Genomic DNA, 25,101 nt, shown 5'->3' on the forward strand with positions numbered 1-25,101 from the left:
CTCAGGGCCCGGCCTGGGGCCGCTGGGTGGGCAGCTCGGGCGGCAGCCGGGTCAGCAGCCGCTCGCGTTCCTCGGCGAACGCCGGGTCCGACTGGTAGGCGGAGTGGCCGAGGACGGGCGCGGGCAGCGGCTGGTCGTCGGTGCGGCCGTGCGCGAGCGGGTCCTTCAGCGGCGCCCGGTCGACCTCGGGGCCGCCGTCGGCGGGCACCCGGACCGGACCGCCGATCGGATCGGTGAGCCGGTACAGATTGCGCCAGCAGTCGACCTCGTGGTGCAGGGCGCTGAGCGCGGCCGGGCCGAAGTGGGCGGGGAACCAGCGGCCGTACAGGCGCTCCAGCGGGGAGCCGTAGGTCAGCAGGGCGACCCGTTTGCGGGTGGCCGGGGACAGCTGCCAGGCCGTGGCGGCGGCGAGCACGCTGCCCTGGGAGTGGCCGGAGAGCACCAGCCGGCCGCCGGTGGTGCGGGTCCAGGTGTCGATGCGCCAGGTCAGGTCCGGGACGGCCCGCTCGGCGTAGCAGGGCGGGGCGAAGGGGTGGGCGGCGCGCGGCCAGAAGGTGCCGACGTCCCAGAGGATGCCGATGGTGCGCCGCGCGGAGGCGTCCTTGTAGGCGCGCCGCCCGCAGGTGACGAACAGGATGAAGCCGAGGCCGATGAGCCAGGAGCCCAGGGCCTGCGCGGTCTCGGCGGCGCCCTGGACGAAGCCGTAGGTGTCACGGGTGGCGCGGCTCGGGGTCTGGCCGGTGGTCAGTGCGCCCACCAGGGCCGCGGCGCCGAGGAGGAGGGTGGAGGCGGAGACGACGGCGACCAGGAGCGGGGCGCGGTCGGTGAGGGTGGCCATCGCGCGGACGCGGGCGATGCGGTGCGTGCGGTCCGGTTCCAGCCGTTCACCGGGGTAGTCGCGGGCCACGGCCGCGCGTTCGGCGCGGGCCAGCCGCATCGCGCGCCGGGCGAGTCCGGCGCACAGGACGAGCAGGACCAGAAGCATCGGCGGGATGACGGACGCCTGCCAGGTCAGCAGGACCGGGGGGCCCGGGATGGCGGCGTGGGTGCCGTCCAGCCAGTCGGCGACCCGCTGGGACACTCCGCCGGACATCACCCCGCCCAGGGCGCAGGCCAGCATGGCGACGGCGGGTCCGCCGAGGCCGCGCAGGGCGGCTCGGGTGTCGGGCCGGGTGCGGTGCAGCAGATGGGCGGCCACGGCGAGCGCGATCACCAGCAGCCCCTGGACCAGGGTGAGGGCGCCGAAGGCGACGTCGCCGGGCAGCCGGCCGGAGGACGTCCAGCCCGGGCGCTCCCACCCGGCGTAGACCAGGGCGAGGGCGAGCAGGAGGAGCGCGGCGAGCGGCAGGCGCCGGACGAGGGGTGCGTCGGTGTCCTCGTCGAGCCGGCGTTCGGTGCGGCCCCGGCTGCAGACCACCGCCACCGCGAAGGCGGCGGTGGCGAGGAGGGCCGCGGCGAGCAGCCAGCCGGCCCCTGCGAGCACGGCTGGTCCGCCGGGAGCGCGGTCGCTCCGGAGGGCGGGGCCGATGGCGGCGGCGGCCACCGTGAGCAGGCCGGCGGCGGTGTGCGCGGCGCGCAGCCGGGCGACCAGGCGCCGCCCGTACCAGAAGCCGGGCCGGGCCAGCGCGGTCGGGGCGCCGGCCTCGTCGGGCTGAGAGGGGCGGGTGAGGGGGAGCTGGGACTCGTAGGCGTTCCAGGTGCGCAGGGAGAGGTACCAGAGCAGGCCGACGAGGGCGGCGGGCAGGAACGCGGCGAGGGCGAGCCGGCGGCCCGGGCGGCTCCACCAGCCGCCGTCGGAGACCGTGGGCGAGAGGAAGCCGAGCCAGGAGTGCCGTTCGGCGCAGGCGGAGGTGCCGGCGCACTGCCAGGCGCCGAGGTCGAGGGCGACCTCGCAGGCCGCGGCGACCAGGAGCACCGTCAGGGTGAGTCCGGCGAGCCGGACGAGCAGGCCGTAGAGCCGGATGGTGCGGGTGCGGCCCTGGGCGGCGGGGCGCATCCAGTGGGCGAGGTTGACCACCATGAACGGCAGTAACAGCAGCCACAGGGCGCGGGCTCCGTTGCCGGAGGTGAGGTTGCACCAGACGTAGGCCTCGGGCACCGGGCGGCCTTCGGTTCCGGTGTGCTGTCCGGCGGCCTCGACGTCCGCGGTACGGCGGAAGACGGCGGCCGTGTCGTCGCCCGCGACCCGTGTGGTGCGGGGATCGTCCAGCATGCGATCCGGTGTGGTGCCGCCCACCCCGTGGACCAGGAGTTCCAGGGCGGCTTCGGGCCGGCCGGCGGGGCCGGTGGCGGCTGTTTCGTTCAGGGCACGTTCCTGCGCGTGTTCCACTGTGGCACTTCCCCCGTGACGCGCCGTCGGCATCTGTCGTCGTGCGGGCAACCAGGATGTCCGCCGGACGGGCCGCGTACACCCCTCGTCACGGAATCTCCCCGATCGGGGTCACGGATGAGCGTCAGATGAGACACAGGTGACATGTGCGCGTCCGGCAGTGGATGGCGCGACCCGCACCCGCCCGTGCGAGGATGGGACGCCCACGCACCGGGCCGCGGGAGCAGTCCTCGTCGGAGGGTGTGCGAGGGGGTGTCGGAGGCCTGAGGTGAAAGGACCGGAGCGTACGTGAGCGAGAATCAGAACCTCCTCGCGGAGCAGCGGCGCGCCCTGATCCTGGACGAGGTGCGCCGCCGCGGCGGAGTCCGGGTCAATGAGCTGACCCGCAAGCTCGGCGTGTCGGACATGACGATTCGGCGCGATCTCGACGCTCTGGCCCGGCAGGGTGTGCTGGAGAAGGTGCACGGCGGCGCGGTGCCGGTGGCGGAGGCGAGTACGCACGAGCCCGGTTTCGAGGCGAAGTCGGGTCTGGAGCTGTCCGCCAAGGAGGACATCGCGCGGGCCGCGGCGGAGCTGGTCGCGCCGGGTGCCGCGATCGCGCTGTCGGGCGGTACGACGACGTACGCGCTGGCGCACCGGCTGCTGGACGTGCCCGACCTCACGGTCGTCACGAACTCGGTGCGGGTCGCCGATGTCTTCCACGCGGCGCAGCGCACCTCGGGGCAGCGCACGGGCGCGGCCACGGTGGTACTGACCGGCGGGGTGCGCACCCCGTCCGACTCGCTGGTGGGGCCGGTGGCCGACCAGGCGATCGCGACGCTCCACTTCGATGTGCTGTTCCTCGGGGTGCACGGGATATCGGCCGAGGCCGGCCTGTCGACGCCGAACCTGGCGGAGGCCGAGACCAACCGGCGCCTGGTGCAGTCGGCGCGCCGGGTGGTGGTGGTCGCCGACCACACCAAGTGGGGCACGGTGGGCCTGAGTTCCTTCGCGACGCTGGAGCAGGTCGATACCCTGGTGACGGACGCGGGGCTGCCCGCGGAGGCCCGCGCGGAGATCTCGGAGCATCTGCGGCTGGTGGTGGCGGGCGAGTCCGACGAGAGCGCGGACGACTGACGTAGCGTCAGCTGGGGTGGTGCTCCCGTCGAACAGGGGGTGGCGTCACCATGGCCCGCACGTTGCGCCCCGGACTGGGCCGCGCTTCCGGGACGAGGTCGACGAGCTGGACCGGCACCTCGCGGCCCAGGGGTTCTCGCCGATCGACGAGACACCCCCTGGGGCGCCGGACGGCCCGAGCCCCTGGCTCAGTCAGTCCAGATGCCCGTCGCCAGCAGGGTCTCGATCGCCGCGGTGTACGGGGCGATGTCCAGACCCTGGGCGGCGAGCCAGGCGTCGGAGTAGTACTTGTCCAGGTAGCGGTCGCCCGGGTCGCACAGCAGGGTGACCACGCTGCCGGTACGGCCCTCGGCGACCATCTCGGCGACGATCTTCAGCGCGCTCCACAGCCCGGTGCCCGTCGAGCCGCCCGCCTTGCGGCCGATGGCCTGCTCCAGGGCGCGGACGGCCGCGACGCTGGCCGCGTCGGGGACCTTCATCATCCGGTCGACGGCGCCGGGCACGAAGCTCGGCTCCATCCGGGGACGGCCGATGCCCTCGATCCGGGAGCCGCAGTCGCAGGTGACGTCCGGGTCGCCGGTGGTCCAGCCCTCGAAGAAGCAGGAGTTCTCCGGGTCGGCGACGCAGATGCGGGTGTCGTGCTGCATGTAGTGGACGTAGCGGGCGATGGTCGCGGAGGTGCCGCCGGTGCCGGCCGTGGCGACGATCCACGCGGGCTCCGGGAAACGCTCCAGCCGCAGCTGCCGGAAGATCGATTCGGCGATGTTGTTGTTGCCGCGCCAGTCCGTGGCCCGTTCCGCGTAGGTGAACTGGTCCATGTAGTGGCCGCCGGTCTCGGTCGCGAGGCGGGCGGACTCCTCGTACATGGTGCGCGGGTCGTCCACGAAGTGGCACCGGCCGCCGTGGAACTCGATCAGGCGGATCTTCTCGGCGCTCGTCGTGCGCGGCATGACCGCGATGAAGGGCACGCCGATCAGCTTGGCGAAATACGCCTCGGAGACGGCCGTGGAGCCGCTGGAGGCCTCGATGACCGGACGGTCGGGACGGATCCAGCCGTTGCACAGGCCGTAGAGGAAGAGCGAGCGGGCGAGGCGGTGCTTGAGGCTGCCGGTCGGGTGGGTGGACTCGTCCTTCAGATACAGGTCGATGCCCCAGTGCTCCGGCAGCGGGAACCGCAGCAGATGCGTGTCGGCCGAGCGGTTGGCGTCGGCCTGCACCTTGCGGACGGCCTCTTTGAGCCAGCCGCGGCAGGCGGCGTCGCTCCGGTCGACGTCGAGGGTGCCGAGGGTGGCGCCGACGGGCGGCTGGTGGGGGGTGCGGATGCTCACGGCGGTGCTCCTTAGGCTGCGCGCCGACGGCGCGTCGCGCGGCCGACACACCGATGATAAACAGCTTCAGCACGCTTCTCACCTGCATAAACGCACCTTTGGACGACTCAAAGGAGGGCTGCGGGAACAGGGGTGCGAAGCGGCGCGGGCGGACGTGCGGAGGGGGCGCATTCGGGTGAGTGCTCCGGGTGGCCGGTGCGCCCGGCACATGCGCACTGGTGCTCGATCCACGGGCGGGGCAGACTGCACCCGGGGCGGGGTCCTCCGCCCCGGGGCGGGCCCACCCGCGAGCACGCGACAAGGGGGCGTACAGGGCATGGCGGAGCCGGAGTTCACGGCCATGGACGTGCGGATCGGCAAGGGGCTGCGCTCACTCTCGCGGGCCGGCCAGGTCCGGATCAGGGGTGGCCGGCTGGAGTTGCTGACCAGCTACGGCAGCGAGATCGACAGCGCGCCCGTGCGGGCGGTGCGGGCGTCGAGGCCGTGGTTCGGGTCCGCGGACCGGGCGCTCGCCGATCTGAACGGCACGCGCTATCAGCTGACCCTGCGCGAGCGCGATCCGGCTCCGGGAGAGCCGGGGCCGCCCGTGGCGCGCCGGTTCATCGAGGCGGTGCGCAGGGCGGCGGGGCACGACGACTGAGATGGCGGAGACGTCCGCGAGTTGCGCCACCGCACCCCCCGGGGCACGCTGGTCTCACGTCACTCTGGGTTTACCGGCGATAACGCTGCGAACCAGCCCGCCGGCCACGACAGCAGGCGGCCGTTGTACGCAGGCACTCTGCTGGATCCGAACTCCGTGTTCTTCCGGACCTCACGTCGGGGAGTCGCAGCCGTGATCAGTTACCCAAGCAGGCACTGCACGGTGGAGCTCCAAGCCCTGCCGTCGCGGATCGGCCAGGTCCGCAGAATCGTTTCAGCGCAGTTGCGCTACTGGCATCTCGACGCCTTGATAGACCGGGCGGCGCTCGGTGTGACAGAACTGCTCACCAACGTCCACCGCCACGCCCAGCCCGACAAGATGTGCACCGTGGAGATCGAGCTGCTGCTCGACCGACTGAAGGTCTCGGTGCACGACCACGATCCCCGTCTCCCCGTGGTGGAGGACGCCGAGTCGCTGGCCACCTGCGGGCGCGGGCTCGCCATGGTGGCGGCGGTCAGCGAGAGCTGGGGGGTGCGGCCGGACGGCGAGCGGGGGAAGGTCGTCTGGTTCACGCTGCCGGCGCCGCCCTCCGCGCGGAAGGCACCGCCGCGTCCGCCCCGCCGCACGGACACGGAGACGTCCTCGCGTCCACCGCGCCGTACCCCCACGGAGGCACCCGCGCGCCGCTTCGCGGAGGTCGAGCCCGTCGGCCTCGCCGAGCCCGTCGGCACGGCCCGGCCCGCCGCGCACGCTCCCGCCCGGTCCGCCGTTCCCGGCTGACCGGGCGGTGAGGGGCGGGCCCGGGTCGCCCCCTCAGGGTCGGCGCGGTCACGCCGCGCCGCCGCTTCGCCTCCGGCCGAACCGCTCGCCGAGGACGGACAGCCGGCGCCAGTACCCCTCCTCGTCGATCCCGCCGGAGGCGAAGCGGCGGCCAGGACGGTGAGGGGCGAGGTGGCCCGGTGATCACTCCACCGTGGCTCCGGGAAGGGAACCGGGTCGCCGTACGGGCGAGGGCCGTACGGCTTCCACCACGGGGGCGGAGGCGCCCCACGGTCCCGCACCGGGTCACTGGGTCGGGGTGCCGACGCGGAGGCGGTTGCCGTCGGGATCGCGGAGTTCCACCTCCCGGGCCCAGGGCAGCTCGACCGCGGTCACGCCGAATCCGGCGGCGATCGCGTCGACGTCGGCCACCCGGAGGTACACGAGGGTGTCCGGCCGGGCGTCGCCGGTGTGCTCCGAGAGGAACAACCGCACGCGTCCGCGGGCGACTTCGACGAAGGCGGGCAACTCGGGTGCGAAACGGTGCTCCCACTGCGGAGCGAAGCCCAGTCGCGCGTACCAGCGGACGGCGGCGGCCGCGTCGGCCACCCGCAGGACGGGGATGACCTCTTCTTCCAGTTCAGGCTCTCTCGGTTCCTTCGGTTCCTTCGGTTCCTTCGGTTCCTTCGATTCCATGACGCCATGATCACAGAGGTCGGCACCCAACGGGCTCGACTTCTGTAACTACTGGTATGTACAGTTGGCGCATGAGCACCTCGGAGCGACTGATCGAGTCCACCCGCGAGCTGCTGTGGGAGCGCGGTTACGTGGGCACGAGCCCCAAGGCGATCCTGGAACGGGCGGGCGCCGGGCAGGGCAGCATGTACCACCACTTCAAGGGCAAGCCGGATCTCGCGCTCGCCGCGATCCGGCGGACCGCCGAGGAGATGCGGGCCACCGCCGAGGGAGTGCTCGGCGGCCCCGGGACGCCGTACGAGCGGATCACGGCGTATCTGCGGCGCGAACGCGACGTGCTGCGCGGCTGTCCGTTGGGACGACTGACCATGGACCCGGACGTCATCGCCAGCGACGAACTGCGCGCACCCGTCGACGAGACGCTGGACTGGCTGCGCGCACGGCTGGCCGGGATCGTCGCGGAGGGACAGGAGCAGGGCCAGTTCGCGCCCTCCCTGGAGGGCGAGGAGGTCGCCGCGGCGATCGTCGCGACCGTCCAGGGAGGCTATGTCCTCGCCCGCGCCTCCGGGCGGCCGTCCGCCTTCGACGCGGGGGTGCGCGGCCTGCTCGCCCTGCTCGCGCCGCCCGCCGCGCCCACAGCCTGAGGAGGCACCCGTTGTACGCCATGCAGTACGAGATCACCCTGCCCGCCGCCTACGACATGGACGTCGTCCGCACGCGCGTGGCCCGTGTCGGGCATCTCCTCGACGACTGGCCGGGGCTGGGGTTCAAGGCGTATCTGACGCGTGAGCGCGGGGTGCACGGCTCTCCGGTCAACCAGTACGCGCCGTTCTATCTGTGGAACACCGTGGAGGGCATGAACTCCTTCCTCTGGGGCGGTGGCTTCCAGGGGCTCAGCGACGACTTCGGGCGGCCCTCGATCCGCCAGTGGACGGGGCTCGCGTACGAGGAGGGTGGCGCCGCGGGGGCTCCCGCGCGGATCGCGGTCCGCGAGCGGCGGCGGGTGCCGGAGGGCGCCGCGCTCGGCGAGGTGGCCGGGGAGGCGGTGCGCGAGGCCGGCCGGCTCGCGGCCCGGGACGGCGCCGTGTGCGCGGCGGCGGCCGTGGACACCGGCCGCTGGGAGCTGGTCCTCTTCTCACTCTGGGCACGGGACGAGAGGCCCGGGACCGACGGCGAGGTGTTCCAGGTGCTGCATCTGTCGGCGCCGGAGCGGGCACGGCTGCCGCGCGGCCGGCAGTGGTGAGCCGGGTCCGCACGGTGCTCGGGGATGTGCTCCCCGGCCGCCTGGGCGTCTGCGACGCGCACGACCACCTGTTCCTGACCAGCCCTCAGCTCCCCGGTCAGGAACTGCGGGACGTGCCGGCAGCCCGCGGGGAGCTGAGCGCGTTCCGCGCGGCGGGCGGCGGCACGGTGGTGCAGTGGACGCCGTACGGCATGGGGCGGCGGGCCGGCGAGTTGCCGAGCCTCTCCCGGGAGACCGGGGTGCACGTGGTGGCGGCGACCGGACTGCACCAGGCCGCGCACTACGACGAGACCGTCCTGGCCGGGCTGCGCGACCGGCTCGCGGAGGTGTTCGTCGCCGAACTCACCGAGGGCATCGGCGCGTCGGGGGTCCGTGCGGGGCTGATCAAGGTGGCCGGCGGCTTCCACCTCCTCGACGCGCACGCGCGCTGGACCATGGCCGCGGCGGCCGAGGCGCATCACGCGACCGGCGCGCCCATCGCGGTCCATCTGGAGCTGGGCACGGGCGCGCTCGACGTACTGGACCTGCTGTGCGGCGAGTCGGGCGTGCCGCCGCACCGGGTGATCCTGGGCCATCTCAACCGCTCCCCCGACCCCGTGGCACACCGCCAGGCCGCCGAGGCGGGCGCCTACCTGGCCTTCGACGGCCCGTCCCGGGCCCATCACGCCACGGACTGGCGGATGCCGGACGCCGTGCGGCGGCTCGCCGAGGCGGGGTTCGCCGACCGGCTGCTGCTCGGCGGTGACACGACGACATCCGCCGCCCGCTCGGTGCACGGCGGGCCCGGCATGCCGTATCTGGCGCGCCGGGTACGGCCGAGGCTGGAGGCCGAGTTGGGGGCCGAGCCGGTCGCGCGGATCCTCACGGAGAATCCCGGGCGGGCGTTCGCGGTGGACTGGCCCGCCTGAGCCGGCCGCTACCACCGCGTGGCCCGATCCGGTCGGTCTCTGTCCCGCCGAGGCGTTCAACGGCTCGGCGGGTGCCCGCAGGATGAGGGTCCACGGGCCGCGACGGGCCCGGACACGAGGAGGGGGACGAGCATGGCCCTGGAGATGCGCGACCGGTGCGAGCGCTGCGAGACGGCGGTGCTGCCGCCGGACGGACCGGCCCTCATCTGCTCGTACGAGTGCACCTTCTGCGGCCCGTGCGGTGCGGCCATGGCGGGTGTCTGCCCCAACTGCGGGGGCGAGCTGGTGGACCGGCCGCGTCGAGGCTGACCGGTCAGCGCGCGTCCCGGCTTCTTCGGTCCGACTCATACTTGACCGTTCGTTCTTGAATCACCTAGGGTCGGGGCATGGCCAGGACCAAGGAATTCGATCCGGACGCCGCCCTCCAGTCGGCCCTCGAACTGTTCTGGCAGCGGGGGTACGAGGCGACGTCCATGGCGGACCTCGTCGAGCACCTCGGCATCGGACGCGCCAGCATCTACGCCACCTTCGGCAACAAGCGCGATCTGTACCTGAAGGCGCTCGACCGGTACGGCGAGTCCCACAACCCCGTGCTGCTGCGCGAACTGTCCCGGCCGGGCCCCGCGCTGCCCGCCGTGCGCACGGTCGTCCGGCGGTTCGCGTCCGAGGCCATGGACGACACGCGCCGCACGGCCGGGTGTTTCGTCACCAACACGGCGGCCGAACTGGCCCCGCACGACAGCGCGGCGGCCCGGCGGGTGGAACTGAGCTGGGAGCACGTGGAGACCCTGCTGCACTCGGCGCTGCTGCGCGCCCAGGCCCAGGGCGAGCTGCCCGAGGAGCGCGATCCGCGGGCGCTGGCCCGGATGCTGCTGGTGCTGATGCAGGGCCTGCGCGTGGTGGGCAAGGCCTCGAACGACCCGGCGCGAGTGCGGGACGCGGCCGAGCAGGCGCTCGCACTGCTGGACTGAGCAGGCACTTGCAGGAGACCGGCCGCCCTTCGGGGCGGTCGCTTTTCGCCGCCCTGATACTTGACTGATCGATCCAGAAAGAGGGGGCTCATGACCACGGTCGACGCCGCTTCGGCCGTCACCGGTCGGGGGCGTGCCACCCGCCCGGCCTTCGCGCTGCTCGGCTCCTTACAGGTCACCCTGATCTTCACGCTGGCCGCCGTCGCCGTGCCGCTGCCCGAGATCGGCCGCCGCTTCGGGCTGGCGCGCGAGGAACTGATCCTGCTGAGCGCGGCCTACGGGCTCACCTTCGCCGGGCTGTTGCTGTTCGGGGGCCGTCTGGCCGACCGGTACGGCGGCCGGCGCACCCTGTTCGCCGGGCTGCTGCTGTTCGGCGCGGCCTCGGCCGCCGCCCCGCTCGCCCCCGGATACGCCGCGCTGCTCGGCGCCCGGTTCGCGCAAGGCGCCGGGGCGGCCCTGGTCGCGCCCGCCGCGATGGCGGTACTGCGCACGCTGTTCCCCGAACCGCCCGCCTTCCGGCGGGCGATGGCGAGCTGGGGCGGTCTGTCGGTGCTCGGCGCCACGGCGGGCCATCTGCTCTCCGGGGTCGTCTCCGCCCTGCTGTCCTGGCGCTGGGCCTTCGCGGCGCCGCTCGCGGCCACGGTCCTGGCCCTGCCGCTCGTCCCCCGGCTGCTCCCGGCCGACGGCCCGCGCTCCCGCGGTGCCCGGCTCGACGTGCCCGGCGCGCTGCTCGCGACCGCCGGGATCGTGTCCGTCAGCTACGGCCTCGTCCTGACCGACGCCCGGCGCTGGGGCTCGGCGCCGGTCCTCGTACCGCTCGTCGCCGGTGCCGTACTGCTCGTCGTCCTCCTCGCCGTGGAGCGGCGTACGGCCGATCCGCTGCTGCCACCCGGCTTCCTGCGCGACGGGCGGCGCGCGCTCGGGCTGGTCGCCACCGCGCTGACGGCGGCCGGGACCAGCACCGTCTTCGTGCTGTTCTCGCTCCACCTCCAGGAGGAGCGCGGCTGGTCGGCGCTGCGCACCTCGGCGGCGTTCGTACCGTTCGCCGTGGCGCTCCTCGTCTCCGGCCGGGTGTCCGGGCGGCTCGTCGGACGGCTCGGGCCCGGCGCGGTCACCTCCGTCGGCCTGGCCACCGGTGCCGCGGGGCTGGGGCTGCTCGCCCTGACCGGGTTCGACGGCGGGCTGCCGTACGGCTACGGCGTCCTGCCCGGCCTGGTCCTGCTGCCCGCCGGGGCCACCGCCGCGTTCGCCGGGGCGGCCGTCCTGGCCACCGACCGGGTGCCCGCCGCGCGCACCGGGCTCGCCGGCGGGGTGCACAACACCGCGATGGAGGTCGGACCGACCGTGCTCTTCGCCCTGCTGCTGGCCACCGGCGACGACCGGGCGAGCCTCGCCGCGGCGGCGGCGCTCTTCGCGCTCGCGGCCCCGCTCCCGCGCCTCGCGCGCCGCTGACCACTTCCCTCTCTCCCGAGCTCCGCCGTTCCCCTCAACTCCTCCGATCTCCTCAACTCTCCGATCACCTCAACTCTCCGATCACCTCAACTGCTCCGACCCGAAAGGCACCTCACCATGTCCCGCAATCGCTTCGCCGACCGCACCGTCCTCGTCACCGGCGCCGGCTCCGGCATCGGCCGGGCCGTCGCGCTCGCGTTCGCCGCCGAAGGAGCCCGTGTCGTCGTGGCCGGGCGCGGCCGGGCGGCGCTCGACGAGACCACCGCCCTGATCGAGGCAGCCGGTGGCACGGCGCTCGCCCGCACCGCTGACGTCAGCCGCGCCGACGACGTGGCCGCGCTGGTCCGGGCCGCCGTCGACCGATTCGGCTCGCTCGACGTGGCCGTCAACAACGCGGGGGTCTTCCGCGGCGGACCGCTGCCCGAGATGGCCGAGGAGGACTGGCGGACCGTGCTCGACATCAACGTCACCGGAGTCTTCCTCGCCATGGCGGCCGAGATCCGGCAGATGCGCACCCAGCCGGGCGGCGGCTCGATCGTCAACATCGCCTCCAACCTGGGCGTCCACCGGCAGGTGAACGGCGCCACCGCCTACGCCGCGACCAAGGCCGCCGTCACCTCGCTCACCCGGGGCGCCGCCCTGGAGCACATCGGCGAGGGCGTGCGGATCAACGCGGTGAGCCCCGGGGCGTCCGACACGTCCATGTCGCTCCAGCCGGGCGAGACCGAGGAGCAGCGGGCCGTACGGATGAAGGAGCAGTCGCCGCTGGGCCGGGTCGCCGCCACGGAGGAGGTGGCGCAGGCGGTGCTGTATCTGGCGTCCGACGCCGCCGCCCCCCTGGTCGGCACCGACCTCGTGGTCGACGGCGGCGCCTGCCTCTGACCGACGGCCGGGCGTCAGCCCGCGAGCGCCCCGAGCGGGTCGTCCAGCACCGGCTGCCAGGCCAGCTCCGCCGCTCCGACCAGGCTGTTGTGGTCGAGAGTGCAGGGCAGGATGGGGACGCCGCCGCTGCGGCCCCACAGGCTGCGGTCGGCGACGACCGCGCGCAGCCGCTCCGGGTCGGCCTCCAGGAGGGTGCGGTGCAGGCCGCCGAGGATGATCCGGTCCGGGTTGAGAATGTTGACCAGCCCGGCCAGACCGAGGCCCAGCCGGTCGATCAGCGCCTCGGCGGCCGTGCGGACCGCCGGGTCGTCGTACTCCTCGCGCAGCAGGTCGTTGGCCTGCTGGAGCAGCGACACCTCGGGTCCCGGGTCGCGGCCCGCCGTGGTGAGCAGGGCCAGCGGGTCGGCCTCCACGTCGAGGCAGCCACGGCTGCCGCAGTGGCAGGCGCGGCCCTCGGGGTTGACGGTGAGATGGCCGACCTCCAGGGCGAGGCCCGAACTGCCGGAGTGCAGCCGCCCGTCGAGCACCAGCGCACCGCCGACACCGCGGTGCCCGGTGGCCACGCACAGCAGGTCACGGGCCCCGCGCCCGGCGCCGTGCCGGTGCTCGGCGAGCGCGGCGAGGTTGACGTCGTTGGCGGCGAAGGCGGGCCCGGTGATACCGGCGGCGCGCACGCACGCGGCGAAGATCTCCCGCACCGGCGCACCCGCCGGCCAGGCCAGGTGCAGCGGGTTCAGCGCCAGGCCCTCCGGCTCGGCGACGGCGGACGGCACCGCGAGCCCGGCGCCCACGCACCGCCGCCCGGTCTGCCGCAGCAGGTCCGCACCGGCCTCGACGACCGAGCCGAGCACCTTCGCCGGGTCGGCGTCGACGGTCTCGCAGCCGGGCGCGGTGGCGACGATCCGCCCGCCGAGTCCGACCAGCGCGGCCCGGAAGCCGTCGGCGTGCACCTGGGCGGCGAGTACCACGGGCCCCTCCTCGGCGACCCGCAGCCGGTGCGAGGGGCGGCCCTGGGAGCCGGCGGCGGCACCGGGCCTGGCGTCGACCCGGATCAGGCCCAGGGCCTCCAGCTCGGCGGCGACCGCGCCGGCCGTGGCACGGGTGACGCCGAGTTCGGCGGTGAGGACGGCACGGGTGGGTGCCCGTCCGGTGTGCACGAGCTCCAGCGCGGGCCCGAGCGCACCGCGCCCCCGGTCCAACCGCGCCCTCGAGGTGGTCCCTTCCCCCGCCGGCCGGGGGTCAGCCTTGCCGCTCATGAGGGTGAGTCTCCCATGATCCGTCCGTCAGCCGGCCGCCGGGAAGCCGCTCACCCGCAACGTCACGTTGACCCGTCCGCGCAGCCCGAGCCAGGGCGGCGCCGTCCCCGGGTGCACGCGCGGCACCCCGTGGTGGGCGAGCCGGGAGGGCCCGCCGAACACGAACAGGTCGCCGCTGCGCAGCTCGACGTCGGTCCAGGGACGGGCGCGGGTCCCGGGGTTGCCGAAACGGAAGACGCAGGTGTCGCCGAGGCTCAGGGACACCACGGGCGCGTCGGAGCGCTCGTCCGCGTCGCGGTGCATGCCCATGCGGGCGTCGCCGTCGTAGAAGTTGATCAGCGCGATGTCGTACGCCGGGCCCGGTCCCGCGCCCGCCGCCGTGTCCGCCGTGTCCGCCGTGTCCGCCGTGGCACCGGTGGCCGCCTCGACGCCGAGCGCGTCGGTGACCGCGCGCCGCCCCAGGTCGCCGAGCCAGCCGGGGAAGGGCTTGACCGGGGCGCCGTCGCCGTCGACGACCGTGCGGGCGTAGGCGTACGGGTACCAGTGCCAGCCCAGGCAGACCTGGCGGGCGGTCATGGTGCCGCCGCCGGGCGTGCGCACGGTGCGCAGTCCGGCGGGCGGGCGGGCCCACTCCCGGCAGGCCGCCAGCAGTTCGCGCTGGCCGTCCGGGTCCAGCCAGTCCGGGACGTGCACCGCGCCCGGCGCGATCCGGGCCCGCTGCCGGGGGAACAGCTCGGCTTCCATGCCGTCCATCCTCCCCCCGGTCCCCTCCTCCTCCCGCCCCACCGTCCCTGAGCTGCGGCTCCGCTAGCCTTGACGCACGATGAACGACCGTATGACGACCCCCTGGGGCGAGCTGGCGCTCACCCGTTTCCCCGAGGACCCGCGCGACCGCCTGCGGGCCTGGGACGCCGCCGACGCCTATCTGCTGCGGCATCTCGCGGCCCAGGACGTTCCGCTCACCGGCACGGTCGTGATCGTCGGCGATCGCTGGGGCGCGCTGGCCACGGCGCTCGCCGCGCACGCGCCGACGCAGATCACCGACTCCTTCCTCGCCCAGGAGGCGACCCGCGCGAACCTGGCGCGGGCCGGGGTCCAGCCGGGGCAGGTGCGGCTGCTCACCACACAGGATCCGCCGCCGGAGCGGATCGACGTGCTGCTGGTGCGGGTGCCGAAGAGCCTGGCGCTGCTGGAGGACCAGCTGCTGCGGCTGGCGCCCGCGCTGCACACGGACTCGGTGGTCGTCGGCACCGGCATGGTGAAGGAGATCCACACCTCCACGCTTCAGCTGTTCGAGCGGATCGTCGGCCCGACCCGCACCTCGCTCGCCGAGCAGAAGGCGCGGCTGATCTTCTGCGCCCCGGACCCGGCGCTGAGCCGCCCCGCCAACCCGTGGCCGTACCGCTACGCGCTGCCCGACGGCATCGGGCCGGTCTCCGGGCACACCGTCGTCAACCACGCCGGCGTGTTCTGCGCCGACCGGCTGGACATCGGCACCCGGTTCTTCCTGGGGCATCTGCCGGAGTGCCGGGGGGCGCAGCGGGTGGTGGACCTGGGCTGCGGCAACGGGGTCGTCGGGACGGCGGTCGCGCTGGCCAATCCGCGGGCCGAGGTGCTGTTCGTGGACGAGTCGTTCCAGGCGGTGGCGTCCGCCGAGGCGACGTACAAGGCGAACGGGGTGCCGGGGCACGCCGAGTTCCGGGTCGGGGACGGGCTCGCGGGCGTGGCGTCCGAGAGCGCCGACGTCGTGCTCAACAATCCGCCGTTCCACTCCCACCAGGCCACGACGGACACCACGGCCTGGCGGATGTTCAGCGGCGCCCGGCGGGTGCTGCGGCCGGGCGGTGAGCTGTGGGTGGTCGGCAACCGGCATCTCGGGTACCACGTGAAGCTGCGGCGGCTGTTCGGCAACAGCCAGGTCGTCGCCGGTGACCCCAAGTTCGTGGTGCTGAAGGCGGTCAAGCGGGGGTGAGCGTGCGGATGAGCCGCTCCACCGTGTCCGCCATCGCCGTCCTGCCCACGCTGAGATAGGCCCGGGAGTCCACCGCCTCGGGGTGGGCGGCGAGGTGCGCGCGGATGGCCGCGGTCATGGCGATGTTGAGCGCGGTCCCGATGTTGACCTTGGTGATGCCGCCCGCGACCGCCGCGGTCAGTTCGTCGTCCGGTACGCCGGACGAACCGTGCAGCACGAGCGGCACGTCGAGGCGCGCGGCGAGACACTTGAGCAGGTCGTGGTCGAGGCGGGCGGTGCGGGTGGTCATGGCGTGGACGCTGCCGACGGCGACCGCGAGGGCGTCGACCCCGGTGCCGGCGACGAAGGCGTGCGCCTGCGCGGGATGGGTGCGCGCGCCCGGCGCGTGGGCGTCCAGCGGGGGCCGTCCGTCCTTGCCGCCCACCTCCCCCAGCTCGGCCTCGATCCACAGCCCTCGGGCGTGCGCCCAGTCGGCGGCGGCGCGCGTCGCGGCCAGGTTCTCGGCGTACGGCAGCCGGGCCGCGTCGTACATCACGGAGCTGAACCCGGCGTCCGGCGCCTGCCGCAGCAGGCTGTCGCCGCGGACGTGGTCGAGGTGCAGGGCGACGGGGACGGCCGCCTGCTCGGCGGCGGCGACGGCGGCGCGGGCGAGCGGGAGCAGCCGTCCGTAGCGGAACTTCACGGCGTTCTCGCTGACCTGGAGGACGACCGGCGAGCCCGCGGCCTCCGCGCCGGCGACGACGGCCTCGACGTGTTCCAGGGTGATGACGTTGAAGGCGGCCACGGCGCGGCGGGCCGCGGCGGCGGCGGTGACCAGCTCGCCGGTGGTGACGAGAGACACGGTCGGTCCTTTCCGGCGGGGGGTCAGGGCGCGAGGATCACCGAGCGGGTGAGGTGGCGGGGGCGGTCCGGGTCGAGGCCGCGGGCGGTGGCGACGGCGACCGCGAGACGCTGGGCGCGGATCAGCTCGGCGAGCGGGTCGAGGCGGCCCGCGATCCACTGGGCGCCGGTGGCGCGGACCTCGTCGGCGAGTCCCGGGGGAGCCTCGCCCAGCATCCAGGTGGCGGTGCCGTGCGTGGTGACGCTGACGGGGCCGTGCCGGTACTCCATCGCCGGGTAGGACTCGGTCCATGCTCCGGCGGCCTCGCGCAGCTTGAGGGCGGCCTCGTCGGCCAGGCCCACGGTCCAGCCGCGGCCGAGGAAGGTGAACTGGGTGCGGCCGACGAGACCTTGGGGCAGTTCGCCGGCGAGGGCGGTGCGGGCGTCGGCGGTGACGGCGTCGGTGTGCAGGCCGAGGTGGGCGCGGAGCAGGGTGAGCGCGGTGGTCGCGAACCGGGTCTGCACGACCGAGCGTTCGTCCGCGTAGTCGAGGACGACGAGGGCGTCGGCGGCCTCGGCGACGGGGGTGCGCGGGTCGGCGGTGACGGCGGTGGTGCGGAGGCGGCCGCGCGCCGCGGCGAGCAGTTCGAGCACTTCGGTGGTGGTGCCGGAGCGGGTGAGGGCCACCACCCGGTCGTACGGGCGGCCGTGCGGGAACTCGGAGGCGGCGAACGCGTCCGACTCGCCCTGGCCGGTGCCCTCCCGGAGCGCGGCCGCGGCGCGCGCCATGAAGTACGAGGTGCCGCAGCCGACGAACGCGACCCGCTCCCCCGGCGCGGGCAGGGCCGCGCGGTGGCCGGGTGCCTCCGCCGCGGCCCGGGTCCAGCACTCCGGCTGGGTGCGCAGCTCGTCCTCGACATGCGTCATGCCGTAGCCCTCCCGACGTTGTGATTGTTTTTGCAAGATAGCGCGAGCTTTCGAGCATCTTCAAGCATTCCTGCCGAGATGGGGTGCGCTAGGGTCGCCGAGGAGGACCGGGACCGGATGGAGGGTGCGGATGTCGCGCGACGCCCGCTGGAAGGCGCTGCTGGAACTGCTCGTCGAGCGGGGCCGGCTGGACGTCGAGGAGGCCGCCGCCGAGCTGGAGGTGTCGGCCGCGACGATCCGCCGGGACTTCGACCAGCTCGCCGAGCAGCAGATGCTCGTGCGGACCCGGGGCGGGGCGGTGGTGCACGGGGTGTCGTACGAACTCCCGCTGCGCTACAAGACGGCCCGCCGCGCCTCCGAGAAGCAGCGCATCGCCAAGGCGGTGGCAGAGCTGATCGCGCCCGGCGAGGCGGTCGGGCTGACCGGGGGCACGACCACCACCGAGGTGGCCCGCGCGCTGGCCGTGCGCGGGGATCTCGGCTCCGGCTCGCCCGCGCTCACCGTCGTCACCAACGCGCTCAACATCGCCAACGAGCTGGCCGTGCGGCCCCAGTTCAAGATCGTGGTGACCGGCGGGGTGGCGCGGGCGCAGTCGTACGAGCTGATCGGGCCGCTCGCCGACGGGGTGCTGAGCCAGGTCACGCTGGATGTGGCGGTGCTGGGTGTGGTCGCCTTCGACGTGGTGCACGGCGCCGCGGCGCACGACGAGGCGGAGGCCGCGATCAACCGGCTGCTGTGCGAGCGCGCCGAGCGGGTGGTGGTCGCCGCCGACTCCACCAAGCTGGGCCGCCGCGCCTTCGCCCGCATCTGCGCCGCGCGGGCCGTGAACACCCTGGTCACCGACGCGGCGGCGGACGAGGGCGTCGTCCGGCGGTTCGAGGAGGCGGGGATCCGGGTCGTCGCGGTGTGACGGCACTCCCCCGGCTGCCCGCAGGCATCCGCGCCGCCCGCCCCGGACTGATCGATTCCGGGGGCCCGGCGACCCGCACCGCCCTAAGCTGGAACCGCGCTGGCGGACCGTTCGAGGGAGGCTGCGATGGCCGAGGCATCGAGGGACGGCGGCTTCGGAGGCTCGCGGTACCTGCCGATCGCCGAGCACGGGCTGATCGGCGACCTGCGCAGCATGGCCCTGGTGGGCACGGACGGCACCATCGACTGGTACTGCTGCCCCGCCTTCGACGCCCCGAGCGTCTTCGCCTCGATCCTGGACGCGGAGCGCGGCGGCTGCTTCCGACTGTCGGCGGCCGGCCCGGCGCGGACCAGGCAGTTCTACTTCCCCGACACCAACGTCCTGATCACCCGCTTCTTCACCGAGGACGGCGTGGGCGAGGTGCAGGACTTCATGCCGATCCGCGACGAGCGGGCGGAGGCCGAGCGGCACCGGCTGATCCGCCGGGTGGTGTGCGTCCGGGGGTCGGCACTGTTCCGCGCGCGTGTGGCACCCCGCTTCGACTTCGGCGCCCAGCCGCACACCCTGCGCATGGACGACGGCGTGGCACTCTTCGCCTCGGCCGCGCTCACGCTCGCGCTCACCGCGACCGTGCCGCTGGAGGCGGACGGGCCGGACGCGCGGGCCGAGTTCAAGCTCGCCGAGGGCGAGTCCGCGGTGTTCGCCCTGGACCAGGTCGGCGGCGAGGTGGCGCCGCGCCGGTGCCCCCGGATCGAGGCCGAGGAGCAGTTCCAGGCCACGGTGGCGTACTGGCGCCGCTGGCTGTCCCAGTCCCGCTACCGGGGCCGCTGGCGGGAGATGGTGCACCGCTCGGCGCTCACCCTGAAGCTGCTCACCTACGCGCCCACCGGCGCCATCGTCGCCGCCCCCACCACCAGCCTGCCCGAGCAGCCGGGCGGCGAGCGCAACTGGGACTACCGGTACGTGTGGGTGCGGGACGCGGCGTTCTGCGTGTACGCGCTGCTGCGGCTGGGCTTCAGCGGCGAGGCCCAGGCGTTCATGGACTTCGTGACCCGGCACATCAGCCCGGGCGACGGCCGGGCCTCCGGCCCGCTCCAGATCATGTACGGCATCGACGGCCGCACCGATCTGACGGAGCGTGAACTTCCCCATCTGGAGGGGCACCTGGGGTCCGCGCCGGTCCGGGTCGGCAACGCGGCGGCCGAGCAGCTCCAGCTGGACATCTACGGCGCCCTCATCGACTCCATCTACCTGTACGACAAGTGGGCGCGGCCCATCTCCAGCGCCCAGTGGGACGACGTCTGCGCGCTCGTCGACTGGGTGTGCGCGCACTGGGACCAGCCGGACGAGGGGATCTGGGAGACCCGGGGCGGCCGCAAGGACTTCCTGTACTCGCGGCTGATGTGCTGGGTGGCGATCGAGCGGGGCATCCGGATGGCCAACCGGCGCGGACTGCCCGCCGATCTGCCCCGCTGGCGGGAGGCCCGCGACGCCATCTACCGGCGGATCCACAGCCGCGGCTGGTCGGCGAGACGGCGGGCGTTCGTGCAGTACGAGGGCGGCGAGGTGCTGGACGCGGCGGTGCTGATGATGCCGCTGACCAAGTTCATCGCACCGACCGACCCCAAGTGGCTCTCCACGCTGGACGCGCTGACCGAGGAACTGGTGTCCGACTCGCTGGTCTACCGCTACGACCCGCAGGCCAGCCCGGACGGACTGCGCGGCGACGAGGGCACGTTCTCCATCTGCTCGTTCTGGTACGTCGAGGCGCTGGTGCACGCGGGCCGGGTGGACGAGGCACGGCTGGCGTTCGAGAAGATGCTCACCTACGCCAACCACCTGGGCCTGTTCGCCGAGGAGATCAGCCACACCGGCGAGCAACAGGGCAACTTCCCGCAGGCCTTCACCCACCTCGCCCTGATCAGCGCCGTGTTCCACCTGGACCGCGCCCTCGGCTGATCCGCCCGGCCTGGCGGAGTGTGCGCAGGACGAGCCTCGACGGCGTGCCCGCGCCCCCGCGGGGACGACGGCCCCGGCACCCCGCCGCCCGCGCTGACGCCGACCGGAGCGCGGCTCGGCGCGGGCGGACCGCTCGGTGCGCTGCGGATCGCGGGCGGCCGGACCGTGGCCGTCGCCGCCGGAGTTCGGTCCGGACACCCCGGTCGCGCCGCTGGACCCGCGGCCGGGCATCGCGGCGGCGGTCGGCCGGACCGGTGACGAGCGGCCCGCCCGGCCTCCGGAGCAGTGCCTCCCGGTGCGGGCGGCGCTCACGGCGGCAGCCCGGGCGCGGGCGCTGATCAGGGTCGCGATCCGGCTGACCTGGTAGTGGTGGACGTCGATCCGCTCACCGCGGACATCGATCCGCTCACCGCGGACGCCGGCAGCTGCGGCGGATGCCGGTGTACGCCACGCTGCCGGGCGGGCCACGCTGCCGGGCGGGCGCCGGACTCACGGCCCGCTGGCCTGACCAGTGCTTTCGCCCACACCGCCGACCCCCGGCCCTCCCGTGAGCGGGAGAACGGCCTGTGGAATGATGCTCCAGCTGATCATGGCCGAAAAGCATCGCCCCATCGACCCCTCGCGTGCCCCGGACCACGGATCGCCCATGAACCGTGTGCGCCCTGCGCTGTCGCCGCCGTACGGCCACTCCTCCGCCATCGCGCGGTGAGGTGGCCGCCGTCTGGATGACGTGGGCGGCGTGCACGGTCAGAGCCGACTCTCCGTACCTGAAAGGGCACGCTCTATGACAAGCCGAACGGCACGCCGCTGGCTGATCACCGGGACGACGGGCGCCTGTGTGGCCGCCGCCGCGCTCGCCGCCACAGTGGACAACCGGTCGGCCGCGCGGCAGACCGACGCGACGGCCGCCGAGGAACTGCCGCTGGGTGCCGCCGCACTGGACGAGACCCGGACCTCCCGGGAGCTGGCGCCGGGGGTGACCCACATCGCGATCGAGCGTGGCCGCAAGTCGGCGGACGACTTCTGGACCGTCACGATCGGGGTCGCCACCAGCGAGGCGGAGGCCGCCGAGCTGGAACGGAAGGCCCGCGCCGCCGGTTACGCACCCCGGCGGGACCGCACCGCCGGGCCGGATCCCCAGGGGTCCGGTGACCGGCCGCTCGGCTGGATGGTGCGGGTGGGCCGGTACGCCGACCGGGCCGCCGCCGACCGCGCCGAGGACCAGATCACGGCCCGCGGGCTGCCCGGGAACGTCCAGCACACCAGCGAGGACGGGCACACGACGACCGGGCCCTGGTCGCTGGACGTGCTCGTGATCGACCCCGCGCGCTTCCGCGGCCGGCTGCGGTCCGAGCTGACGACCGGGATCGTGCCGGGCCGCGAGACCACCAGCTCGGTGGCGCGGCGCACCGGAGCCCTCGCCGCGGTCAACGCCGGCTACTTCGTCATCGGCGGCGACAGGACCACACCCGGCAACTGGGTGGCGGGCACCGACGGCGATCCCGCCGGCGTCTCGGTGGTCGGCGGGGACCTCGTCTCGGAGGCCGTGAACGGTCGGCCCGCCCTGATCGTGCCGACCGGCTCCGGCCGGAACACCTCGGTCCGCCGGGTCGAGACCCGGATCACGGTCGCCACGGCCGACGGCGCCTCCCGCGAGGTGACCGGCCTCAACCGGCGGCCCGGTCTGATCGTGAACTGCGGCGGCGTGGGGAACGCCACCCCGTTCACCCGCCCGGCGCACGACTACACCTGCGGCAACGCCGACGAGCTGATCGCCGTCACCCCCGCGTTCGGCACCGCCGCCCCGGAGGGCCCCGGATTCCAGGCCACGCTCGACGCCGACGGCCGGGTGACCGCGGTCCGGGAGGGCCGCGGCGGGTCCGTCCCCCCGCTCGGCACCGTGCTCCAGGGCACCGGGACGGGAGCCGAGTGGCTGCGCGCCCACGCCAGGGCCGGTGCGCCGCTGACGGTGCGCGGCACGGTGGTCGACGCCGAGACACAGACCCCGCTGGCGCTCACCCCGGACACCTCCGTCGTCAACGGCGGTCCGCTGCTGCTGCGGGACGGCGAGCCGGTCCTCGACCCGGTGCGGGACGGATGGAGCCCCGAGGACATCGACGGCGTGGACCGCGCCGGCCTCTACAACGACTGGTATCTGCGCCGCAATCCGCGCACGGCGGCCGGTGTCACCCGTGACGGGCGCATCCTCCTGCTCACCGTCGACGGCCGTCGCCCCGGGCACAGCGCCGGTCTGTCGATCACCGAGACCGCTGAGGTCATGCGCGGCCTCGGCGCGGTGCACGCGATCAACCTGGACGGCGGCGGCTCGACGGCGATGGTCGTACGCAACGAGCTGCAGGGCCACCCCAGCGACCCCGCGGGCGAGCGCCCCGCCGGGGACACCCTGGTCGTACTGCCCTGAGGACGGGGCCGGGCTCCGCCGTCGCCGGTAGAGCCCGACCAGGGTGCGGCCGGCGGAGACGTAGCGGTGCGCGGGGTCGCCCGCCGGGGCCAGGGGCCGCCCCAGCCGCGCTCCCCGTCCGTTGCGGTGCGGATGGCCGGGGCCGGTGCCGACCGGCGACAGCCCGTCGCCGTCCGGGTCGATGCCGGTCACCAGCCAGTGCGGGAACGTCCCCGGCTCTCCGCCCTCCCGCAGCACCGCCACCCGCACCCCCCTCCGAGCACCGGGAAGAAGCATGGTTATCATCTGAGCGCCACCTAGCTCGAAAGATGGACCTGTGACTGTCAACGAGGACTCGTTCACGAACTGGAAGAACCGCGAGGAGATCGCGGAGTCGATGATCCCGATCATCGGGAAGCTGCACCGGGAGCGGGACGTCACCGTCCTCCTCCACAGCCGCTCCTTGGTGAACAAGTCGGTGGTCAGCATCCTCAAGACCCACCGCTTCGCCCGGCAGATCGCCGGCGAGGAGCTGTCGGTGACCGAGACGATGCCGTTCCTCCAGGCGCTCACCGCGCTCGATCTCGGCCCGTCCCAGATCGACATCGGCATGCTCGCCGCCACCTACAAGGCCGACGACCGCGGACTGCCGATCGCGGAGTTCACCGCCGAGGCCGTCGCCGGCGCCACCGGCACCAACAAGATCGAGCGGCGCGAGGGCCGGGACGTCGTCCTCTACGGCTTCGGCCGCATCGGCCGCCTCGTCGCCCGGCTGCTCATCGAGAAGTCCGGCTCGGGCAACGGCCTGCGGCTGCGCGCCATCGTCGTGCGCGGCGGCGGTGAGCAGGACCTCGTGAAGCGGGCCTCGCTGCTGCGCCGCGACTCGATCCACGGCCAGTTCCAGGGCACGATCACGGTCGACGAGGAAGCCGGCGCGATCGTCGCCAACGGCAACACCATCAAGGTGATCTACGCCAACGACCCCTCCGAGGTCGACTACACGGCGTACGGCATCAAGGACGCCATCCTCATCGACAACACCGGCAAGTGGCGTGACCGCGAGGGCCTGTCGAAGCACCTGCGCCCCGGCATCGACAAGGTCGTGCTGACCGCGCCGGGCAAGGGCGACGTCCCGAACATCGTGCACGGCGTCAACCACGACACCATCAAGCCGGACGAGAACATCCTGTCCTGCGCCTCCTGCACCACCAACGCGATCGTCCCGCCGCTGAAGGCCATGGACGACGAGTTCGGCGTGCTGCGCGGCCACGTGGAGACCGTCCACTCGTTCACCAACGACCAGAACCTGCTGGACAACTACCACAAGGCCGACCGCCGGGGCCGCTCCGCGCCGCTCAACATGGTGATCACCGAGACCGGTGCCGCCTCCGCGGTCGCCAAGGCGCTGCCGGACCTCAAGGCGCCGATCACCGGCAGCTCCATCCGCGTGCCGGTGCCGGACGTCTCGATCGCGATCCTCAGCCTGCGCCTCGGCCGTGAGACGACCCGCGAGGAGGTCCTGGACTACCTGCGGAACGTCTCGTTGACCTCCCCGCTCAAGCGCCAGATCGACTTCACCACGGCGCCCGACGCGGTCTCCAGCGACTTCATCGGCTCGCGGCACGCCTCGATCGTCGACGCCGGCGCGACCAAGGTCGACGGCGACAACGCGATCCTCTACCTGTGGTACGACAACGAGTTCGGCTACTCGTGCCAGGTCATCCGCGTCGTGCAGCACGTCTCCGGGGTGGAGTACCCGACCTACCCGGCGCCCGGCGCCTGATCAGGGACCACCGGCAGCGGCCGTGCGCCCGGCCTCACCGGCCGGGCGCACGGCCGCTTTTCCGTCTCCTCGGGCGAGAGCGCAACCATTCGGGGAACCCGACTGTCTCAACTGATATCGGACAACGAATGCCCCTAGGGGACGCAATGGGACGAAAACAAACAGCATGGGCGGCAGCCGCGCTCATCGGCATCACGTCGGTGGCGGCAGCGGTACCGGCCCAGGCCACCGCACCCACCACCACCCAGACCACGGCCTGCCCCACCGGCTGGGGCAGCCGCGCCAAGTCCGGCGGCGCCGGCACGACGGAACCGCTGACGAACGTCAGGGCCGGCCGGCACGCCTGCTACGACCGGCTGGTCATCGACGTCCCCGGCGCCGGCAAGGGCGTCGGCTACCGGGTCGGGTACGTCGACCGGCTCCATCAGGACGGCTCGGGCCGCCCCGTCCCGGTCGGCGGCAGCGCCGTCCTGGAGGTCCGGGTCGCGGCACCCGCCTACGACCCCGGCACCGGGGCGCCCACCTATCCCGGCCGCGTCGGGCGCCCGCTCCCGGGCGTGGACCTCACCGGATACCGCACCTTCCGCGACACCCGCTTCGCGGGCAGCTTCGAGGGCGATACCCAGATCGGGCTGGGCGTCCGCGCCCGGCTGCCGTTCCGGGTGACGCAGACGACCGACCGGGTCGTCGTGGACGTGGCCCACAACTGGACCGGCAGCCGGTGACCCGGACCGGCCCCTGAGACCGGCC

24 protein-coding genes are annotated in these 25,101 nt (G+C 74.1%); 17 read left to right on the forward strand and 7 right to left on the reverse strand.

Annotated elements, in window-relative coordinates; genetic code table 11:
- Window position 1: 1 nt before the first annotated feature.
- Window positions 2-2,329: a hypothetical protein gene (locus VE614_RS01075; RefSeq protein WP_324930373.1), complete on the reverse strand. Its 2,328-nt coding sequence runs from the start codon at window positions 2,327-2,329 to the stop codon at window positions 2-4.
- 288 nt (window positions 2,330-2,617) lie between these two features.
- On the opposite strand from VE614_RS01075, the gene VE614_RS01080 reads away from it, so the two are divergent.
- Window positions 2,618-3,445: a DeoR/GlpR family DNA-binding transcription regulator gene (locus VE614_RS01080; RefSeq protein WP_324930375.1), complete on the forward strand. Its 828-nt coding sequence runs from the start codon at window positions 2,618-2,620 to the stop codon at window positions 3,443-3,445.
- A gap of 188 nt (window positions 3,446-3,633) precedes the next feature.
- Here the strand turns inward: VE614_RS01080 and VE614_RS01085 are convergent, their stop codons facing one another.
- Entirely contained in the window at window positions 3,634-4,767 is a 1,134-nt protein-coding gene (locus VE614_RS01085; RefSeq protein ID WP_324930494.1) for a PLP-dependent cysteine synthase family protein, read from the reverse strand.
- Window positions 4,768-5,089: 322 nt separating this feature from the next.
- Here VE614_RS01085 and VE614_RS01090 point away from each other — a divergent pair, with 322 nt between their 5' ends.
- Window positions 5,090-5,413, forward strand: coding sequence for a hypothetical protein (locus tag VE614_RS01090; protein ID WP_324930377.1), 324 nt, complete (start codon window positions 5,090-5,092; stop codon window positions 5,411-5,413).
- Window positions 5,414-5,605: 192 nt separating this feature from the next.
- A complete protein-coding gene (locus VE614_RS01095; RefSeq protein WP_324930380.1) occupies window positions 5,606-6,193 on the forward strand; it encodes an ATP-binding protein in 588 nt (195 codons plus the stop codon).
- Window positions 6,194-6,478: 285 nt separating this feature from the next.
- Here the strand turns inward: VE614_RS01095 and VE614_RS01105 are convergent, their stop codons facing one another.
- The gene (locus VE614_RS01105; protein WP_324930497.1) at window positions 6,479-6,811 is read right to left on the reverse strand and encodes a glyoxalase superfamily protein; all 333 of its coding nucleotides are present in this window, start codon (window positions 6,809-6,811) and stop codon (window positions 6,479-6,481) included.
- Between the two features lie 113 nt (window positions 6,812-6,924).
- On the opposite strand from VE614_RS01105, the gene VE614_RS01110 reads away from it, so the two are divergent.
- The 7 genes from VE614_RS01110 (at window position 6,925) to VE614_RS01140 (ending at window position 12,324) form a co-directional block, all read left to right on the forward strand.
- Complete coding sequence (locus VE614_RS01110) at window positions 6,925-7,512, forward strand: TetR/AcrR family transcriptional regulator (RefSeq protein ID WP_324930383.1); 588 nt, start codon at window positions 6,925-6,927, stop codon at window positions 7,510-7,512.
- 11 nt (window positions 7,513-7,523) lie between these two features.
- Window positions 7,524-8,111, forward strand: coding sequence for a DUF4865 family protein (locus tag VE614_RS01115; RefSeq protein WP_324930385.1), 588 nt, complete (start codon window positions 7,524-7,526; stop codon window positions 8,109-8,111).
- Complete coding sequence (locus VE614_RS01120) at window positions 8,108-9,019, forward strand: phosphotriesterase (RefSeq protein ID WP_324930388.1); 912 nt, start codon at window positions 8,108-8,110, stop codon at window positions 9,017-9,019. The genes VE614_RS01115 and VE614_RS01120 overlap by 4 nt, the downstream gene beginning before the upstream one ends.
- 132 nt (window positions 9,020-9,151) lie before the next feature.
- A complete protein-coding gene (locus VE614_RS01125; RefSeq protein ID WP_324930391.1) occupies window positions 9,152-9,328 on the forward strand; it encodes a DUF1272 domain-containing protein in 177 nt (58 codons plus the stop codon).
- A gap of 77 nt (window positions 9,329-9,405) precedes the next feature.
- Window positions 9,406-9,990: a TetR/AcrR family transcriptional regulator gene (locus tag VE614_RS01130; RefSeq protein WP_324930394.1), complete on the forward strand. Its 585-nt coding sequence runs from the start codon at window positions 9,406-9,408 to the stop codon at window positions 9,988-9,990.
- A 90-nt stretch (window positions 9,991-10,080) separates the two neighbouring features.
- Window positions 10,081-11,442 carry an MFS transporter gene (locus tag VE614_RS01135; protein WP_324930397.1) on the forward strand — a complete coding sequence of 454 codons (1,362 nt, stop codon included), beginning with the start codon at window positions 10,081-10,083 and terminating at the stop codon, window positions 11,440-11,442.
- Between the two features lie 117 nt (window positions 11,443-11,559).
- Window positions 11,560-12,324, forward strand: a complete 765-nt coding sequence (locus VE614_RS01140; RefSeq protein ID WP_324930399.1) for a glucose 1-dehydrogenase — start codon at window positions 11,560-11,562, stop codon at window positions 12,322-12,324.
- 14 nt (window positions 12,325-12,338) lie between these two features.
- On the opposite strand, the gene VE614_RS01145 is transcribed toward VE614_RS01140, so the two are convergent.
- Both VE614_RS01145 and VE614_RS01150 read right to left on the reverse strand, forming a co-directional pair.
- Complete coding sequence (locus VE614_RS01145) at window positions 12,339-13,580, reverse strand: ROK family protein (RefSeq protein ID WP_324930402.1); 1,242 nt, start codon at window positions 13,578-13,580, stop codon at window positions 12,339-12,341.
- 27 nt (window positions 13,581-13,607) lie between these two features.
- Window positions 13,608-14,324 (reverse strand): alpha-ketoglutarate-dependent dioxygenase AlkB, encoded by a 717-nt coding sequence (locus VE614_RS01150; RefSeq protein WP_324930405.1) that lies wholly within the window; start codon window positions 14,322-14,324, stop codon window positions 13,608-13,610.
- A 91-nt stretch (window positions 14,325-14,415) separates the two neighbouring features.
- On the opposite strand from VE614_RS01150, the gene VE614_RS01155 reads away from it, so the two are divergent.
- The gene (locus VE614_RS01155; protein WP_324930499.1) at window positions 14,416-15,552 is read left to right on the forward strand and encodes a methyltransferase; all 1,137 of its coding nucleotides are present in this window, start codon (window positions 14,416-14,418) and stop codon (window positions 15,550-15,552) included.
- On the opposite strand, the gene VE614_RS01160 is transcribed toward VE614_RS01155, so the two are convergent.
- Window positions 15,539-16,393, reverse strand: a complete 855-nt coding sequence (locus tag VE614_RS01160; protein WP_324930408.1) for a ketose-bisphosphate aldolase — start codon at window positions 16,391-16,393, stop codon at window positions 15,539-15,541. The genes VE614_RS01155 and VE614_RS01160 overlap by 14 nt on opposite strands.
- Window positions 16,394-16,416: 23 nt before the next feature.
- Entirely contained in the window at window positions 16,417-17,298 is an 882-nt protein-coding gene (locus VE614_RS01165) for an SIS domain-containing protein (RefSeq protein ID WP_324930411.1), read from the reverse strand.
- Window positions 17,299-17,428: 130 nt separating this feature from the next.
- Between VE614_RS01165 and VE614_RS01170 the strand changes: the two genes are divergently transcribed.
- The 6 genes from VE614_RS01170 (at window position 17,429) to VE614_RS01195 (ending at window position 25,076) form a co-directional block, all read left to right on the forward strand.
- Entirely contained in the window at window positions 17,429-18,208 is a 780-nt protein-coding gene (locus VE614_RS01170) for a DeoR/GlpR family DNA-binding transcription regulator (RefSeq protein WP_324930414.1), read from the forward strand.
- Window positions 18,209-18,334: 126 nt separating this feature from the next.
- Window positions 18,335-20,167, forward strand: coding sequence for a glycoside hydrolase family 15 protein (locus tag VE614_RS01175; protein ID WP_324930417.1), 1,833 nt, complete (start codon window positions 18,335-18,337; stop codon window positions 20,165-20,167).
- Window positions 20,168-20,303: 136 nt separating this feature from the next.
- Complete coding sequence (locus tag VE614_RS01180) at window positions 20,304-20,534, forward strand: hypothetical protein (RefSeq protein ID WP_324930420.1); 231 nt, start codon at window positions 20,304-20,306, stop codon at window positions 20,532-20,534.
- 417 nt (window positions 20,535-20,951) lie between these two features.
- Window positions 20,952-22,589, forward strand: coding sequence for a phosphodiester glycosidase family protein (locus VE614_RS01185; protein WP_324930423.1), 1,638 nt, complete (start codon window positions 20,952-20,954; stop codon window positions 22,587-22,589).
- Window positions 22,590-22,905: 316 nt separating this feature from the next.
- The gene (locus VE614_RS01190; RefSeq protein ID WP_324930426.1) at window positions 22,906-24,351 is read left to right on the forward strand and encodes a glyceraldehyde-3-phosphate dehydrogenase; all 1,446 of its coding nucleotides are present in this window, start codon (window positions 22,906-22,908) and stop codon (window positions 24,349-24,351) included.
- A gap of 146 nt (window positions 24,352-24,497) precedes the next feature.
- Complete coding sequence (locus VE614_RS01195) at window positions 24,498-25,076, forward strand: AMIN-like domain-containing (lipo)protein (protein ID WP_324930429.1); 579 nt, start codon at window positions 24,498-24,500, stop codon at window positions 25,074-25,076.
- The last annotated feature ends 25 nt before the right edge of the window (window positions 25,077-25,101 follow it).

This window comes from Streptomyces sp., from assembly GCF_035645055.1.
In the GTDB taxonomy this organism is placed as follows: domain Bacteria; phylum Actinomycetota; class Actinomycetes; order Streptomycetales; family Streptomycetaceae; genus Streptomyces.

Excerpts from the sequence above, each read along its gene's own strand:
- VE614_RS01090 (WP_324930377.1), top strand. The coding sequence starts at position 5,090 with ATGGCGGAGCCGGAGTTCACGGCCATGGACGTGCGGATCGGCAAGGGG.
- VE614_RS01110 (WP_324930383.1), top strand. The coding sequence starts at position 6,925 with ATGTACAGTTGGCGCATGAGCACCTCGGAGCGACTGATCGAGTCCACC.
- VE614_RS01125 (WP_324930391.1), top strand. The coding sequence starts at position 9,152 with ATGGCCCTGGAGATGCGCGACCGGTGCGAGCGCTGCGAGACGGCGGTG.
- VE614_RS01130 (WP_324930394.1), top strand. The coding sequence starts at position 9,406 with ATGGCCAGGACCAAGGAATTCGATCCGGACGCCGCCCTCCAGTCGGCC.
- VE614_RS01135 (WP_324930397.1), top strand. The coding sequence starts at position 10,081 with ATGACCACGGTCGACGCCGCTTCGGCCGTCACCGGTCGGGGGCGTGCC.
- VE614_RS01140 (WP_324930399.1), top strand. The coding sequence starts at position 11,560 with ATGTCCCGCAATCGCTTCGCCGACCGCACCGTCCTCGTCACCGGCGCC.
- VE614_RS01145 (WP_324930402.1), bottom strand. The coding sequence starts at position 13,580 with ATGAGCGGCAAGGCTGACCCCCGGCCGGCGGGGGAAGGGACCACCTCG.
- VE614_RS01150 (WP_324930405.1), bottom strand. The coding sequence starts at position 14,324 with ATGGAAGCCGAGCTGTTCCCCCGGCAGCGGGCCCGGATCGCGCCGGGC.
- VE614_RS01155 (WP_324930499.1), top strand. The coding sequence starts at position 14,416 with ATGACGACCCCCTGGGGCGAGCTGGCGCTCACCCGTTTCCCCGAGGAC.
- VE614_RS01165 (WP_324930411.1), bottom strand. The coding sequence starts at position 17,298 with ATGACGCATGTCGAGGACGAGCTGCGCACCCAGCCGGAGTGCTGGACC.
- VE614_RS01170 (WP_324930414.1), top strand. The coding sequence starts at position 17,429 with ATGTCGCGCGACGCCCGCTGGAAGGCGCTGCTGGAACTGCTCGTCGAG.
- VE614_RS01175 (WP_324930417.1), top strand. The coding sequence starts at position 18,335 with ATGGCCGAGGCATCGAGGGACGGCGGCTTCGGAGGCTCGCGGTACCTG.
- VE614_RS01185 (WP_324930423.1), top strand. The coding sequence starts at position 20,952 with ATGACAAGCCGAACGGCACGCCGCTGGCTGATCACCGGGACGACGGGC.
- VE614_RS01195 (WP_324930429.1), top strand. The coding sequence starts at position 24,498 with ATGGGACGAAAACAAACAGCATGGGCGGCAGCCGCGCTCATCGGCATC.